This window comes from Paenibacillus sp. GCM10028914 (assembly GCF_042666275.1).
In the GTDB taxonomy this organism is placed as follows: domain Bacteria; phylum Bacillota; class Bacilli; order Paenibacillales; family Paenibacillaceae; genus Paenibacillus_AQ.
The window spans coordinates 144,075-160,490 of record NZ_JBHTFO010000017.1; the positions used below are offsets into that span (position 1 = coordinate 144,075).

General features: G+C 43.5%; 16 protein-coding genes. 7 read left to right on the plus strand and 9 right to left on the minus strand.

The window, feature by feature from the left end; genetic code table 11:
• Nucleotides 1–14: 14 nt before the first annotated feature.
• Both ACFQV5_RS18210 and ACFQV5_RS18215 read right to left on the minus strand, forming a co-directional pair.
• The gene (locus ACFQV5_RS18210) at nucleotides 15–1,097 is read right to left on the minus strand and encodes a tetraprenyl-beta-curcumene synthase family protein (protein ID WP_379248793.1); all 1,083 of its coding nucleotides are present in this window, start codon (nucleotides 1,095–1,097) and stop codon (nucleotides 15–17) included.
• Nucleotides 1,098–1,453: 356 nt separating this feature from the next.
• Nucleotides 1,454–1,651, minus strand: coding sequence for a cold shock domain-containing protein (locus ACFQV5_RS18215; RefSeq protein ID WP_379248794.1), 198 nt, complete (start codon nucleotides 1,649–1,651; stop codon nucleotides 1,454–1,456).
• A 185-nt stretch (nucleotides 1,652–1,836) separates the two neighbouring features.
• Here ACFQV5_RS18215 and ACFQV5_RS18220 point away from each other — a divergent pair, with 185 nt between their 5' ends.
• The 5 genes from ACFQV5_RS18220 (at nucleotide 1,837) to ACFQV5_RS18240 (ending at nucleotide 5,757) form a co-directional block, all read left to right on the plus strand.
• On the plus strand, nucleotides 1,837–2,070 hold the full coding sequence (locus tag ACFQV5_RS18220) for a hypothetical protein (protein ID WP_379248795.1): 234 nt from the start codon (nucleotides 1,837–1,839) through the stop codon (nucleotides 2,068–2,070).
• Between the two features lie 4 nt (nucleotides 2,071–2,074).
• Nucleotides 2,075–2,257 carry a hypothetical protein gene (locus ACFQV5_RS18225; protein WP_379248796.1) on the plus strand — a complete coding sequence of 61 codons (183 nt, stop codon included), beginning with the start codon at nucleotides 2,075–2,077 and terminating at the stop codon, nucleotides 2,255–2,257.
• 198 nt (nucleotides 2,258–2,455) lie between these two features.
• Complete coding sequence (gene pepF / locus ACFQV5_RS18230) at nucleotides 2,456–4,246, plus strand: oligoendopeptidase F (RefSeq protein ID WP_379248797.1); 1,791 nt, start codon at nucleotides 2,456–2,458, stop codon at nucleotides 4,244–4,246.
• A gap of 80 nt (nucleotides 4,247–4,326) precedes the next feature.
• Entirely contained in the window at nucleotides 4,327–4,647 is a 321-nt protein-coding gene (locus ACFQV5_RS18235) for a LapA family protein (RefSeq protein WP_379248798.1), read from the plus strand.
• 75 nt (nucleotides 4,648–4,722) lie between these two features.
• The gene (locus ACFQV5_RS18240) at nucleotides 4,723–5,757 is read left to right on the plus strand and encodes a M42 family metallopeptidase (protein WP_379248799.1); all 1,035 of its coding nucleotides are present in this window, start codon (nucleotides 4,723–4,725) and stop codon (nucleotides 5,755–5,757) included.
• A 162-nt stretch (nucleotides 5,758–5,919) separates the two neighbouring features.
• On the opposite strand, the gene ACFQV5_RS18245 is transcribed toward ACFQV5_RS18240, so the two are convergent.
• From ACFQV5_RS18245 to hemE, 6 genes are all read right to left on the minus strand, one after another.
• Nucleotides 5,920–7,869 carry an ABC-F family ATP-binding cassette domain-containing protein gene (locus ACFQV5_RS18245; protein WP_379248800.1) on the minus strand — a complete coding sequence of 650 codons (1,950 nt, stop codon included), beginning with the start codon at nucleotides 7,867–7,869 and terminating at the stop codon, nucleotides 5,920–5,922.
• A gap of 124 nt (nucleotides 7,870–7,993) precedes the next feature.
• A complete protein-coding gene (locus tag ACFQV5_RS18250; protein WP_379248801.1) occupies nucleotides 7,994–8,794 on the minus strand; it encodes a DUF92 domain-containing protein in 801 nt (266 codons plus the stop codon).
• A 27-nt stretch (nucleotides 8,795–8,821) separates the two neighbouring features.
• Nucleotides 8,822–9,445, minus strand: a complete 624-nt coding sequence (locus ACFQV5_RS18255) for a fumarylacetoacetate hydrolase family protein (protein ID WP_379248802.1) — start codon at nucleotides 9,443–9,445, stop codon at nucleotides 8,822–8,824.
• Nucleotides 9,446–10,225, minus strand: coding sequence for a glycerophosphodiester phosphodiesterase (locus ACFQV5_RS18260; RefSeq protein ID WP_379248803.1), 780 nt, complete (start codon nucleotides 10,223–10,225; stop codon nucleotides 9,446–9,448).
• 568 nt (nucleotides 10,226–10,793) lie between these two features.
• On the minus strand, nucleotides 10,794–11,744 hold the full coding sequence (gene hemH, locus ACFQV5_RS18265; protein ID WP_379248804.1) for a ferrochelatase: 951 nt from the start codon (nucleotides 11,742–11,744) through the stop codon (nucleotides 10,794–10,796).
• A 52-nt stretch (nucleotides 11,745–11,796) separates the two neighbouring features.
• Nucleotides 11,797–12,852, minus strand: a complete 1,056-nt coding sequence (gene hemE, locus ACFQV5_RS18270; protein WP_379248805.1) for a uroporphyrinogen decarboxylase — start codon at nucleotides 12,850–12,852, stop codon at nucleotides 11,797–11,799.
• Nucleotides 12,853–13,049: 197 nt separating this feature from the next.
• Here hemE and ACFQV5_RS18275 point away from each other — a divergent pair, with 197 nt between their 5' ends.
• Entirely contained in the window at nucleotides 13,050–14,300 is a 1,251-nt protein-coding gene (locus tag ACFQV5_RS18275; protein WP_379248806.1) for an MFS transporter, read from the plus strand.
• Between the two features lie 359 nt (nucleotides 14,301–14,659).
• Nucleotides 14,660–14,911, plus strand: a complete 252-nt coding sequence (locus tag ACFQV5_RS18280; RefSeq protein ID WP_379248807.1) for a hypothetical protein — start codon at nucleotides 14,660–14,662, stop codon at nucleotides 14,909–14,911.
• A gap of 9 nt (nucleotides 14,912–14,920) precedes the next feature.
• Here the strand turns inward: ACFQV5_RS18280 and ACFQV5_RS18285 are convergent, their stop codons facing one another.
• On the minus strand, nucleotides 14,921–16,405 hold the full coding sequence (locus tag ACFQV5_RS18285; protein WP_379248808.1) for an N-acyl-D-glucosamine 2-epimerase: 1,485 nt from the start codon (nucleotides 16,403–16,405) through the stop codon (nucleotides 14,921–14,923).
• Between the last annotated feature and the right edge of the window lie 11 nt (nucleotides 16,406–16,416).

Here is a 16,416-nt window from a genome sequence, read left to right on the forward strand (position 1 = left end):
ATCCTCCTTAAGTGTCACTCATTCTTATGCCTGCGGATCCATCTACTGTTGACAAAAAAGAAAAGACGAGTCATCGGACTTCCTTTCATCAACCGCTTGGATACCGAGCGAACCAATTGTTGTTCGCTAACTTTGGGATCGGATAAATATAAAGCTAGTAATCCCTCAATGATCATACGATGAAATGGAGTTGAAGAGATTCCCATAACATCCTTCCGCGCCCATTCAACGATGGACGTAATGCGGCTTAGCATCGTCTCGGCGTCTTCATAATAATTGCAAAAGTTAAGATCGCCTCCGAGCCTATCTTCATCTTGATCGATCAGATAATCCAGCATAATGTGGAGACCGCATACATTGGGAAAGTATGACGCATGAATGACAGACGCATCCTGTTCATCCAGAAAAGGATCCGTAGCAGCCAAGAACAACATGAATACCCCAAGGGTTGATCCCGTTGCAGCAGCAAACTCATTCCACCTCAAATGGGGCGTGCGATGGGCTTGCTGTGACCACCACTCTAAGAGTGCTGCCTCCCTCTTCTCCGGGTGAATGTGCTTATACACCTGCAAGTCCGTATAAAGCTCAGCCAAATCTAGAATGTACGGTTTAGCAGCTTCATATCCTGAAAGTTGACGAATACATTCTCTACAGGTTTGTACAAGACGTTTTAGGTAGCCGCCGTCCTCTTTTTCCGAACGCAGTAGATAATAATCCACCATCTTCGTTTCCGGATTCACGGCATCCAGCATCGACTGGTGAAGCTGCCTAAAATCAGCAGGATCCAAGGAAGTACTGCGGTCGCATAAATTATCGAGATAGTCACTAATCGTTTGATAAGCAACGATTAACGGAATCAAAATATGCTTGTCTGGCAAGCTTGCCGCGGCATAAACTGCTCCACCCTGACAATGAAACTTCTTCGAATCGATGCTGGCTAGTGCCTGCTTTCGAAGTTCCTCATCGGGAATTTGTTCAGCGTCAAGACGCCACTTTTCCAGCTCGACTGCTACTTCCGGGAGTATGTATTTATACACCCGTCTCATGAGACTGACCGGGCTACGCGGAACTTTACGGCTTAGCTCTTGATCATTCAATGAACTCTGCCTCCACATGGTTGTCTTTTTATAATATCCAAATCAAACCTATTATAATATGATCGTCACTTTTGCACAAATAACACACATCACAGAAAAAAAACATTAGATAAATCGTGTCAGATCAATGTTTCGAATAACATTACAACTTAAAAAAGGTAAGCTTAGTCGTAGAGACATTCGCTTACCTTTCGAGGTTTAAGTTCCCATTATATTACAATCGAAGCACTTATCGATATATAGCAAAAAGACACAGATCTTCAATGAGATCTGTGTCTTCGTGCCTTAGATAACAAACGTTCTGATTAAGAAAAATTCTTTTCTTAATCTATAAGATCTCCATGCTCGGAGTTAACTTACAGTTTTGTTACGTTGGCTGCTTGAGGACCACGGTTACCTTCAGTGATTTCGAACTCAACCGCTTGGCCTTCTTCCAAAGTTTTGAAACCGTCGCCTTGGATTGCGGAGAAGTGAACGAATACGTCTTCGCCACCATCAACCGAAATAAAGCCGTAACCTTTTTCTGCATTAAACCATTTAACTGTACCTTTCAAATGAACAACCTCCTAAAAATACCGCCATCTATGGCGAATAACCATATTATATCCCATGTTTTCTGACATTGCAATCCGTCATTTTCCTGCTGAGGCTCTTTTTCAGCGATTATTCTGATTTGCTTTTAAGACCGTGTGTGCGTTATCATTTAGCAAAAAGCCTAATTGTAAACGGAGATATGCAAATGATAAAAAAACATGAAATATACAAAAAAGACAAATGGAACATGATGACGGTTGAGGTACAGGGCCGCTACATCGTACTTCGTGAAATTTCTGATCAGTGGGGTGAAGAAACTCAAACCTTCATGAGTCGCCCAGCCTTAATGCAATGGGCGAAAAACCGTTTTCCAAAAGATGAATATGAAGGGCGCGAAGATGAATGGCAAGGCATAATGGATGCCTTCAAGCAGGTATAGTGTGATGGACTACACTAATGCTGTAATCTTCATTATTCTAGCTTTCAGCTTAGGGCTCATCATGATCATGAATAAAGACCGTATCCCTCAGAAGATTCGAAAAGGAATGGCCTTGACCGCTATCACCTTGATCCTGTTTGCCTTCTATATTATTGTATACAGTTTATTCACTCTGGGTTCCTCCTAAATTTTAGGATGAAAGAGACAGGCGCGCGGCATACTACCCCTCGAAGCTATTTTACGAGGAGGTATATCCATGAAGCGTGCAAAAGCATTGTATTTGACTTTAGCGCTTAGTCTCCTGCCCATTCCCGCCTTGCCTACAAACGTTTTGGCGGAAGGAGCCCGGTCTATATCATACTCTCATCATTCAAGGAGGATTCCCATGGAAAAATTATTGAAACGTTCTGAGGTACCTGCCGAGCATCAATGGAAATTGCAAGATCTGTTCCCAGATCAACAAGCTTGGGACAATACCTACAATGAAGTTCAGCGTCTTATCAAGACCGCGAAAGATTTCCAAGGAAAACTGAACAATGCGGATTCAATCAAGCAGGCCTTTGAACTTGAAGATGAATTGGGCCTTCACACGGAGAGACTTTTTGTTTATGCCCATATGCACCACGATGAAGATACAGCTAATCCTACATATCAAGCACTTACACAAAAAGCAAAAAAATTAAGCGTTGAAGTTGGAGAAGCCCTCTCCTTCATTACTCCAGAAATTCTTGCGCTATCGGAAAGTGAATTAGACAAACTTATTGCTGATCCCGCCCTGTCTGACTACAAATTCACATTAACTGAAATGAAGCGTGAAAAAGCTCATATCCTCTCTAAAGCTGAGGAAGCCCTGCTTGCACAAGTTGGTAACTTATCCTCTGCGCCACAGACTATTTTTGGCATGTTGAACAATGCAGATATGAAGTTTCCGAAAATCAAAGACGAGAATGGTAACGAAGTAGAATTAACTCACGGCAGTTACATTCAATTTTTAGAAAGTCCAAATCGCGAAGTACGTGAGGCAGCCTTCAAAGCGGTCTATGAAACATATGGTAAGCAAAAAAACACTATTGCCGCTACACTCACCGCCAACGTTAACAAGAATATTTTTTATTCTCGTGTTCGAAAATATCCTTCTGTACTGGAAATGTCCCTATATGGCGACAATATCCCGAAAGAAGTTTATACGAACCTGATCGACACGATTCATGAAAACTTGCCACTGCTGCATCGTTACATGGATCTGCGCAAAAAGTTACTTGGCGTTGATGAGCTTCATATGTACGATCTATTCGCACCACTTGTAGAAGAATACAAGATGGACATCACATATGATGAAGCGAAGAAAACAATTAAAGAAGGACTTCGCCCTCTTGGCGAGGATTACCTCAAGAACCTTCAGGACGGCTATGACAATGGCTGGATCGATGTATATGAGAACGAAAACAAGCGAACAGGCGCGTACAGCTGGGGAGCTTATGGCACCCACCCTTATGTGCTGCTGAACCATAAAGATAACCTGAACAGCATGTTTACACTGGCTCACGAAATGGGTCACGCGCTGCATTCCTTCTACTCAGACACGAACTTGAAGTACCGTGATGCCCAGTATACGATTTTCCTTGCGGAAGTAGCATCTACAACCAATGAAGCACTTCTGATGGATTACCTACTTAAGAAATCCACAGATCCGAAAGAAAAGATGTACCTGCTCACGTATTACGCTGATCAGTTCCGCACAACCGTGTTCCGTCAAACCATGTTTGCAGAGTTTGAGAAAATCGTACACGAGCGCTCTGAGAGCGGCGAATCACTAACACCTCAAGAGCTCTCGGAAATCTACTATGATCTAAATGTGAAATATCACGGTAAGAACATGAAGGTAGATAAAGAAATTGGTATGGAATGGGCACGTATACCTCATTTCTACAACAGTTTCTATGTATACAAATACGCAACAGGTTTCTCCGCTGCAACAAGCTTCTCGAAACAGATTCTTGAAGAAGGGCAACCTGCAGTTGACCGTTATCTAGGCTTCTTGAAGAGCGGCGGCAGTGACTTCTCGATCAATATTTTGAAAAAAGCAGGTGTTGACATGTCTTCACCGGAGCCGATTCGCGAAGCGATGAGCGTATTCGAGAGCGTGATCTCCCAAATGGAAGAACTGACAAAATAACACCTTAATCAAGTCCTGAAATAAAATCCCTTGCCCCTTACGGCAAGGGATTTTATACTGTGATGAAAGGAGGTGTCCACATGAAAATGCAATGGTCTCTAATAGCTGGGCTGTTGTTCGCATTAATGACTGCCATTTTTGCCGTCATTAACGTTGACCCCGTGAAAGTAAACCTTCTGTTTGGAACGGTTCAAGTCCCTCTTATTCTCTTGATTATAGGTTGTACACTGATCGGTGGAATAATTGTCGGTTCATACGGAATTTACCGACAATACCAGATGCAGAAGGAGATTAAAGCTCTAGCTGGACAACTTATACATATTCAGGAAGTAACAGGCTATACACCGGATCCGTCAGAGGATTTGGCAACCGCACCTCAAGATAAGGATAATCTCACCTAATAACGGTAGTAAGGTATCCTTATATCCGATCTTTTTTATCACGAATAATTCCAACCAAGTTAGGAGCCTTTTATCGTGTCAATACAACCTAATGAAACTTATATATTAAACCTACTCAAAGAGTTATTGGATACACCTAGCCCTACCGGATTTACCCGTCAGATCATGAAGCGAATCGAACAAGAAGCTTCTGACTTAGGAGTAAATCTGACTTGGAATGAAAAGGGCGGTGCAATCCTATCCGTTCCAGGCCAGGACGATCAACATACGATCGGGTTAAGCGGCCATGTGGACACCCTTGGCGCTATGGTTCGTGCGATTAAATCTGAAGGAACACTCCGTTTAACAAGAGTTGGCGGCTTCATGATGAATAGTATTGAAAATGAATACTGTACTATTCACACTCGTAGCGGCAAAACATATACAGGTACAATTCTCTCAACTCATCCATCGGTTCACGTTTATGAAGATGCCCGTACATTTGACCGTCATGAAAGTCATATGGAAGTACGTATTGATGAGGTTGTTGAAACAGCTGAGGACGTCAAGAAACTTGGTATTTCTGTTGGTGACTATGTATCCTTTGACTCTCGTGCTGTTATTACACCTAGCGGTTACATCAAATCTCGTCATCTTGATGACAAAGCGAGTATCGCTGCACTATTCGGTCTGCTGGAATCCATGAAACGAGAAGATTGGAAACCACGCTGTAATGTGAAAATCCTCATCTCAAATTATGAGGAGGTAGGCCATGGCGCTGCATATATTCCTTCTGACATTAATGAAATGATTGCAGTCGATATGGGTTGTATCGGGGATGATCTGAGTTGTAAAGAAACAGATGTATCCATCTGCGCTAAAGACTCTTCAGGACCCTATGATTATGATATGACAGGACGTCTTATAGAACTGGCTGAGTCTGAAGGTATCCCATATGCGGTTGATGTATATCCACATTACGGATCTGACGCTTCAGCTGCCTTATCTGCTGGTAACAATATTCGAGCAGCTCTCATTGGACCTGGCGTTCATGCTTCCCATGCTATGGAGAGAACACATAAACAAGCTGTTTTGAATACGACTAAATTACTTGCTGCTTATGTGAAATAATCATCTATCAAATCTCAAACGAAACAGGGGCTGTCCAAAAGGTTAAACTTCCCCCTAGCTGTTAGTCTAACGCTAACAATTAGGTCAAGTAGTTCAAAACCTTCGGACAGCCCCTGCTGTTTTATAACAAGCTATAGTGGCCTAAGATCAAATACTTACCAATTAGCTCTTACTCTGTTCAATTCTCTCAGCCAATTCATTAAGATAAGTCCAGCGATCCATCAAACGTTCAAGCTCCGCCTCATTCGCTTGAAGATCATTCATGAGTTCCTGGAGTCGAGTTGCATCGCTTGCAGCAGTCTCCATCTCAGATTGAATCTGCACTATCTTCATCTCAACTGTTTCAATCATCCCATCAATCTGCTCATACTCTCGCTGCTCGTTGTAACTAAACTTAACCTTTTCCCGTGAGGCTTCTTTCGTTGGTGCAACCGAGCTTTGATCTACCTGTCCTTTTCCGTTGTCTCCCCCTAAAGTTCCTACTTTCTTCGGAGAAGGGGTAGCCCCACCAACATTTCGACTCATCCATTCTGCGTATTCACTATAAGAACCCACATGAACGCGAATTTGCCCTTCGCCTTCAAATGCCATAATCTTCTCTACCGTTCGATCTAGGAAGAACCTATCGTGGGAGACAACGATTACTACACCCGGAAACTCATCAAGATACTGTTCCAAGACAGACAGCGTTTGAATATCCAAATCATTTGTTGGTTCGTCAAGCAACAGAACGTTCGGCGCACTCATCAATACCCGCAGTAAGTAGAGTCTCCGCTTCTCTCCGCCAGATAGCTTGGAAATGGGGGTCCACTGTAACGCAGGCGGGAACAGAAATCGCTCTAGCATCTGTGCAGCCGTTATGGATGCACCTTCAGCAGTCCGAACCACTTCAGCTTCTTCTTTGATATATTCGATGACACGCTGGCTACCGTCCATATCTTGGTGTTCCTGCGTGAAGTAACCGAGCTTCACGGTCGGCCCCGTAATCACTTCACCACGATCAGGCTGCAGTCTACCTGCGATCAAGTTAAGCAGGGTCGACTTCCCGCTTCCGTTAGGTCCTACGATACCAATACGATCTTCCGGAACGGCAATATAAGAAAGATCGTCAATCAGAACCTTCTCACCGATACGTTTTTGTAAATGCTCAATCTCAAGAATCTTCCGACCGAGACGCGTGGAAGCTACCGAGACATCTAACTCAGCAGAAGAATGCACAATTTCTTGTTCTTTCAAATTTTCAAACCGCTCTATTCTAGCTTTTTGTTTGGTCGTACGTGCTTTCGCCCCTCTTCGCATCCAGGCAAGCTCATTCCGGAACAGGTTTTGGCGTTTCTGTTCTGCGGCAGCTTCTCTCTCTTCACGTTCGGCTTTCAGCTCTAGAAATCTGCTGTAGTTAGCTTCATACCTAAACAAACGTCCACGATCCAATTCCAGCATCACGTTAGCAACCCGATCCAAGAAATAACGATCATGCGTAATCATGAGAAGTGCACCGCGGCGTTTCTGTAAGTATTGCTCCAGCCAAGCCACCGACTCATTATCAATATGGTTCGTAGGCTCGTCTAATATAAGCAAATCTGATGGCTGAATCAAAGCAGCCGCTAATGCTACTCGTTTTCGTTGTCCACCAGAAAGGGCTCCCATCTTGTCATCGTAATTGCGAATGCCCAGCTTGGACAGAATGGTTTTAGCATCACTCTCTAATTGCCAAGCTTGCAGCTCATCCATTCTTTGGTTCAGCTTCAGCAGTTTCTCCTGCAGCTCTTTATGCTCGGGATTAATCTCGAGCAATTCCATCGTTTCAGTATATTCCGAAACAAGCTTCATTTCAGGGAGATCACCTGCAAATACCTGCTGTAGTACTGTATTGTTCGGATCAAACTCAGGATTCTGAGCCATATACTGAATCTTGATCCGATTCCCTACCGAGATCTTACCGGAATCCGGTGGCTCTAACCCAGCAATCACCCTCAAGAATGTAGATTTTCCGGTACCATTCACTCCAATTACACCAATCTTGTCCTGATCCTCCATACCGAAGGATGCATCCTCAAATAATATTTTATCACCATAGCTTTTCGCTAGTTGCTCAACAGTCATGATATTCATTGATTTATTCCCTACTTATTATATGGATTTGAAATACAGGTAAGCTAAACATTTACAAAAAAACAGCAAGCTTTCCCGGCCCTCATCATATCATGACAAAGGCCTACTGTCGAAACGCATAACATTACAACGCTCCTGCAACGAGCCAAGCAACAAGTCCACCGATTAGAGAGCTTATCAGATTTACAGCATCATTTGTCATCCAGCTCCATCCACCGGAGCGCTTCGTTTCTTTTCCGCAATGCTGGTGAACTTCCACAGCTTTTCCACAGACAGTACAGCGGTACATCTTTTGCACGGTTGCCCCCATCAACGAATCGGTAAATGCTCCAGCTAATCCGCCAAGGAGACCCGCTATAATAAATGCGATAAGGTCAGATTCTAAGCCTGACCATAATCCAAACAACCATGCTCCCCCACCAATGACAGCACCGCCCATCGCAGCGGCTGTGGAGCCAAGCCATGAAACCCCTCCCGAGGTTCCGGCGGGTAGTTGTTTTCCATTCAAAATTGATCTCGGAGGCTTACGGCTCAAACTTCCGAATTCGGTAGCCCATGTATCAGCAGTTACGGTCGCCATTACACCAATAAATAGAAATATCCAAGCCTCATGGGGATTGATAAAATGCAGCAGACAGAGAACCATACCAATACCACCATTTGCAAATACCTGTCCTGCATCTCGATTCCCTGTTTTGGCATAAGACTTTTCCAACTCATGTTTACTACTTTGACGGTATTTGGACAGCGCAGTGGATGTGATGAAAAAAAGAAGCAGGGTTCCAAACCAAAACAGGTTCCCTGCTCCATAATAAATCGTGCCCATTAGAACCGCAGCTGCCGCTCCGGATCCAGTCAGCGATTGTTTTCGATACGCAGAACTCGCTACAATCAGCGCGCCCACAGCACCAATCAACCAGTTCAACACTTAAACACCTCTGTTCCTATATCTCTATCCGATCTTACAGCCACCAAGGCGTTCATCACCCCAGAATAATTCAAACACATCTCCACTTTCTGCAGGACCTACTCCAGCAGGCGTCCCTGTGAAGATTAAATCTCCTTTACCGAGTCCATAATGTTCACCTATATAATCAATGATGGTTTGAAGCGAGAAGATCATATCTTCAGCATTTCCGCGCTGCACCTCAACCCCATTCTTAAGCACTGTAAAATCAGTTTGAAGTAATTGATCATTTCCCGGGAAAGTAATGAACGGCGTCAACGGCGCTGAGTTCTTAAACGCTTTGGCTGCTGTCCAAGGATGACCCTTTTCTTTAAGTACGGATTGCACATCTCTCAGTGTGAAGTCGATTCCAAGAGCCATAACCTCAACTAGCTCATCAACTTTCATTCCAGGGATATAATCCTTGGCTGCTTGAATAACTAGTTCACCTTCAAAGTGAACTGATCCTCGCCCTTGAGGCATTGTAAGGCTGCTCCCATCAAGCGGAACAACAGCATGCGATGGCTTCAGAAAGATCATAGGCTCTTCCGGAACTGCATTGCCTAATTCGGCTGCGTGAAGACGATAATTACGGCCAACACAATATACGTTATTTACTAAAAGGCTCATCTAAAACCATCCTCTCCAGTATTTGCGCCAAAACGGAATCCGCGGTGAGATTTTATTCAGAAACAGCTGTCCCCATGTGTCAGGACGGTTCGTACATATCATGATTTCGGGATTCATCTTGGCCAAGGAGGCCATACTTCTTCGATCATCTACCGTCCACGCCATAGGCGTAATCCCATTTCTGATCAACTCGGCTGCAAAAGAAGCATCTAGATGAGAATACCCGATGGACAAAAAGGAACAACCTATCTTTTTCAAGCGGGATAATAAGTCTCGCGGATGTGCGTCTATAATCAGACCAACTCGTACATCTGGATCTATTTCCTTAGCTCGAAGAAGCGCCTTCGGTTCAAAGGATGTCAAAACAACATCAGACAGCATGTCATGTGCATGAATCCTCTCTAGGACGGCTTCTTCCAACCCGGGATACATATCTCCGGTAGTCTTCAACTCGATATTCAGTTTCAAGCGTCCCTTAACAAGGTGCAGAACCTCATCTAAAGAAGGAACTTGTTCTCCCTTAAACTCTCGCCCCTTCCAGACGCCCGCATCCATCCGTCGTATTTCTTGCCAAGTAAGATCTCTTACCTTTCCTTTGCCACTCGTTGTCCGATCAACACTAAAGTCATGAATAACAATAGGAACACCGTCCTTTGTCAGCTGAACATCAATTTCCATCCAGTTCACATAAGGCTCGTCCATCGCCAGTTTAATCGCAGCCTGCGTATTCTCCGGTGCTTTTGCGGAAAATCCGCGATGAGCAACACATAAATTGTTCATGCTAGATCCTCCTCCCATTCTTTTTCTACATGTCTATCAGGTTTAATAAAACAATCAAACGAATCGTCTTATAGATAGGCTTTACCTATTAATATATGCGAACTGAAACTATCATTCTGCTTAAAAAACTCGATTTTTGAAGAGTCGGGCAGATTGGGTTCGTACAATGAAGGTAACGTATCCGTATCCTCTAAGTTCCAAGCAAAGTGATAAATAAGAAGAAAAGCAATAACTATAATAAGTCCTAAATTGATAAAGGTCCATAATCGCAATTGACTTGTCTGTTTGGCCTTCATTTTAGCTTTTTTGCGTTCTGAGCGTGATGGGTACATAATTCACCCCTTTATCCCTCGCACATGCGGATTTCCATGAACCCTTTTATTATACCAACATCCAACGCTAAGTAGAAACATCATCATTTTATTTTAATGTCACAAGAAATCTAGTGTATTCAAATATCTTTTTTCATAATTAAAAATAGAACCCCCCGGCAGGCCGGAGGGTTACATAGAACTTTAATAAATATGGCCGAACGGGTTATGAGTATATTCTCATGATTTAGTAACCCTTATTGCCCGTCATCCTGCTTCCAGCATGTAATAACACAGTCGCTTAACGTTTCCATATAGAGAGGGTCACTATTTAACGAATCAATACGTTCTAAACGCATGTCCATCTCTTTCGCAACAGCTTTTGCCTCAATATCCAAATCATACAACACTTCTAAATGATCGGATACGAAGCCAACAGGAGCTACCAGCACATCTTCCACTTGTTCCTGATTAAGATCCTGAAGTGTATCCAAAATATCGGGTCCCAGCCAAGGCTCATGTGTACGCCCCGCACTTTGCCATGTAAATTGCCAGTTGCCTACGTTTGCCTCTTCAGCTACAGCTTTAGATGTTTCAAGAAGCTGATCTTGATAAGGATCACCCATAGACAAAATACGTTCCGGCAAGCTATGTGCACTGAACAGCACTCGGACTTGGTCGCGAAGAGCGCCTGCTTCCTCAAAGAGATCCAGTTTCTCACTTACCCGCTTCGCCAGCGCCTTAATCAATAGCGGATGAACATGATAGCTTTCAACAAAAGAAATCGCCAGTCCAACTTCCTCCGCTTTAGCTTGGGCGCGTTTCACATAAGTACCGACACTCATTACAGAATAATGCGGTGCAAGTACGATACCAATCGCTTGCTTGATACCGTCCTTAACCATCTGTTCAACACCATCTTCAATAAAGGGAGCAGCATGCTTTAATCCTTGATAACATACAAACTCTACACCCTCCGAGCGTTTGTCTCTATTAAGTGTATCTTGCAATGTTCGAACTTGGCGATCCGTGTTCTCACGTAGCGGAAACACACCACCGACAATAGCCTCATACCGGTCTGTTAATTCCTTCAATTGCTCTTCTGATGGCTTATTACCGCGCCGGATATGGGTATAATAAGCCTCAATTCCCTCCATGCTTTCAGGCGTTCCATAAGACATTACCAATACACCTATTTTATTACTCATCGCAATCACCTCTGCTATTTAGAGTGTCCTTTTATGATCATATACCCGTTTTTTATGGACGGGCACTTACTTTAAGCGCTTCTGCTGAATATTCATGAATGTAAGAAGTTAATTCACGAAGCTTGTCCAAGGATGCTTCCGGGAACAAACCGTGACCTAGGTTAAAGACAAATCCGGGTTCCTGTATGCCCTGATCGATAATGTCTTTGGCATACTGTTTAATAACTTCCATCGGTCCAGTGAGTACCGTTGGATCTAAATTGCCCTGAACGGCGAATCTTCCATTTAATCGGTTACGACCTTCAGAAATAGATACTCTCCAATCCAGACCGATAACATCTGCTTGCAGATTGGTTAATGTCGGGAGCAGCTCTCCTGAACTAACACCCGGGAAATATATTTTTGGTACATTCAAATCTTGAAGTTCGGAAAAGATACGGGTAACGGTCGGAAGCACGTAGGTCTGGAAATCACGAGGAGATAGTGCACCTACCCAGCTATCGAACAGCTGGAACGCCTTTCCTCCATTAGCAACATGGGCCCGTAAATATGTAATAACCATATCACCGAGTTTGTCCATCAAGGAAAACCATACCTTCGGCTCACTGTACATCATCTCTTTGGTACGCAAATAATTTTTGGATGGACGTCCTTCAATTAAATAACTTGCTATCGTAAACGGTGCACCGGCGAAGGTAATAAGAGGGACACTCAGCTCACGGTCTAGAATTCGAATGGTTTCCAGTACATGACCAAGATCACCTTCAACATCAATGGGTCTAAGCTTCTCTACATCTGCACTGCTACGGATCGGATTGTCGATAACTGGCCCAATATTTTTGACAATATCAAAGTCCACACCAATCGATGCTACAGGATTCATAATATCCGAATATAAAATAGCAGCATCCACGCCAAGCTTACGAACAGGCATCAGCGTCACTTCTGCTGCGAGCTCAGGCTGCTCACAAATTTCGAGGAGTGAGTACTTCTCCTTGATTTTGCGATATTCCGGATCATAGCGGCCAGCCTGCCGCATATACCATGCGGGAATATGATTCACTTCCTGTTTTCGACAGGCTCGAATAAACTGATCATTGTAAGTCATGACTAAGCCCCCATTAATGTATATAGAATTTCCTAAATTCCATTATGCCCTTTTTGAAAGTCGGTAACAACCGCCTTCGCCTATCTTCATATGAAGATCAGATGACAATACTATGACATTGTTGATTTTGGGTACATATTTATTATGGTATACTGAAAAGAACGCCATTTTTCTCCAAAGACTATACATATTCCGCTATGCGGGATGGACAGCTTAGAAAGGAAGTGAAGAGCACATTGAAAGCATGGAAAGTGAACCTCATTGTGCTTTGGTTCGGACAGTTCTTAGTCAACGCAGGTATGACTATGATTACGCCCTTCCTGACGTTATATTTAGCACAAGATCTGAACGTCGTGGGAGAACATGAAATTGGTGTTTGGGCAGGGTTGATATTCGCCGCAAACTTTTTGACTTCATTTATTTTTCAACCGATTTGGGGAAAGGTCGCCGATAAATACGGGCGTAAGGTGATGCTTCTCCGTTCTGGTTTTGGTATGGCTCTTGTAATTGCCTGCATGGGATTTGCCACTCACCCGTGGCATCTGCTTGTTCTTCGCTTGCTGAATGGTACCATCTCCGGCTTCAATCCGGCAGCGATCTCGCTCGTTTCCGGTACTACTCCGAAGAATCGAATGGGTTTCTCGATGGGAATTATGCAATCCGGTCAAGTAGCTGGTACCATACTGGGCCCTCTAATAGGGGGATTAATGGCAGGCTGGGTTGGTTTCCGCCCTATATTTTTCATTACAGGAGCGCTTATCTTTATAGCCTCCCTACTCGCCTTGTTTCTCGTTAAGGAGAAATTCAACCGGGAAGAAGCGATGCAGGCACCTCAGGTTTCGGTTATTGCGGGTCTGAAAGAACTGAGTCACACACCACAATTGCCTGCACTGTTTGCTGTTACATTTATACTTCAGTTTGCTATGATCAGTCCAATGTCTTTGCTTCCTCTTTACGTGCAGAAACTTCACGGTTCTACCGTAGATATTGCACTATGGTCAGGATTTGTCATCGCAGTAACAGGTCTATCCAATATGATTGCCTCTCCGATTCTCGGTAAACTAAGTGACAAGGTTGGAGCTCACCGTATATTAACTTATGCCTTAATCGGCACTGGGTTAACATTAATCCCGCAAGCTTTTGTCCAATCGGTATGGCAGCTCATCATCGTTCGCTTTATGATGGGAGTATTTATGGGCGGATTACTTCCAAGTGTAAATGCACTTATCCGTTCCTATACGCCAAACGGCATGGAGAGCCGTTCTTTCGGCTTTAACACAAGCGCTCTTGCATTAGGCAATATGCTAGGGGCTATTATCGGTGGATTTTTATCCGGATTTATTGGAATTGAAGGACTCTTCCTCGTATCAGGAAGTCTGCTCATCATTAATATGATCTGGGTCAAAATGAAACTATATGCAAACAAACCGGCTCCAGATTTCAGATAGATATTAGGTAGATAAGAATTGAAAACGATAATGATAAAAAAGAGGCTGTCCCAATAGATCTAGGATCTTGCGGGATGGCCTCGTTTGTTGTTGTGAGACGCTCCGCGTACGAAACGTTCCTCCCCTCGCTGTTGCCCCCAAATTTCCGGGAATTATTCTAGCAAGGAAGAAATTCGGGGGCAAAGGCATATGCTTCCGAAGTGAGCTTTCCTTTGGAAAGCTTTTAGGCGACCGCTACCGCTGCTCCGGAATCGTTTCGTTCTCTCCGCTGCTTCGTGCATAGGCATCTAAAAACAGAAAACACAAAGAAACCGCAATTTGGTAGAATCTAGAATCCATCTAAAAAGGAGCGGTTTCATTTGTACATTCAATATACCTTCGATCAACTTTATCTGCCAATGGATTTAGAGAACGACATTCCATCCAATCACCTTGTTCGTGTAGTCAATGAAGCGGTCAATTGTCTGGATGACCAAATCTTCCAAGCTGCATATCATATGCGTAATGGTCAGCTCAAATCAGGGTACAACGTGCGAATTGAAACGGAAAACCATTTCACTCAAGTGAGCTGCCTCGTCAAACAAGAATCTACTTTTGGGACAGCCTCTTAGTTTTAGTGTCTAGTCCTTTTTCTTCTTATTGACATGGACAACCGTATTATCTGCAATCACGTTAGCAGGCTGTTCTTTGTTATATAACCAATAAGATGGTGTATCCGTTACATTTTGAATTCGTAAGCGGAACTCTTTTTTAGGCAGTTGATTGGACTCAATAATCAGCATATTACCGTCAACTGTTATATAGTCTGAAGCGATTGGAATTTCACCATTCTCCGTTAGGATTATTAAACTTCCAGGGAGTTTGGCAGAAGAAGCATCAATCCGTTTTTGAAAGGAAATGCTCACTTGATTGTGATGTGGACGAGTGACTGTGATTGGCTTAGGTGCTTCTTCGTACATATATTTCCCAAGATGATACTCGTAAGCAGTCCAAGTCTTTATTCCCATATCTAACGCTACTTTGCCGAACGATTTGTACCAATTACGATCCTTAACCATCCATAGACCAGAGCCAATGTCCGCTTGAACACCGAGTGGAATATCCGGATGAACGGCGTGAATCTGATCCACAAAATTTTGATATTGATGAATATATGTCGGAGGCAAGTCCTCTTGCGATTTCATCCAATCTGGCCAGTGCGTCTGCAGGAAGTGAACATCAGGACGGACAGCTGAGATCATCTCGGCTGCATCAAGACCTTGAATTTCCCTCAACTTGTTCACAGAATCAGTTCCTGCATCGATGGCAAGCGACCAAGTGGCAACGCGGATATCTTTCCTGACATCTCGAACACCATTCTTGCCATTAATCACCTCATTCAAGAAACTATTGACTGCATTCACTCGAAACTGGATCCAATGGTTATACAGTTCTTTATTCGTAAGATAATAATCAAGGTGGTTTGGATCTGTAAAATTCGGTATCGTGTCGAGGCCATACTGTTGTTGAAATGCTGATTTAGCGAGCGGTCCAACATCACCATAAACTCCGCGATTAATACCATCCCATTCTGGAAAATAAGGTTCCGCAATTTCAATACCATCAAAAGGAATATCTTTTACCAAATCGGCAAGTTTCTTTTTCTTCCAATCCACATAATCTGCACTATGTGGAGAAAATCGGTAATAGCCATCATTCACGGGAGTTAGCAGCTCCATCTGCCAGCTAGGCCATTCCGAAGGAAAGCCTTCAACAGAATAAGAGCCATTACCGAGAACAAGTGCCCATACGAACAACCCACGATTTTTTAATGTTTCAACAAGCTCTCTGTTAACATTGTTCTCATTAACTACAAAGTACCGAACCGTAGTGAATCCATTTTGCACAAACTCATCTGCAATACTCTCAGCTGAACGATCTTGATAATATTTAAAACCAGGATCGAACTGAATTGTGGAACCTAACAAACCAATTGTCTTGTCTTTCCCATGATTTATCTTCTCAGCGTGAACCCCTGTTATTGGAAGTATCGAGATGAGAAGGCATGTGATGAGCATACATCTACCTAACTCACGGATGAAACGGGAATTGTGAAAGTTGGACATAGCTACTCATC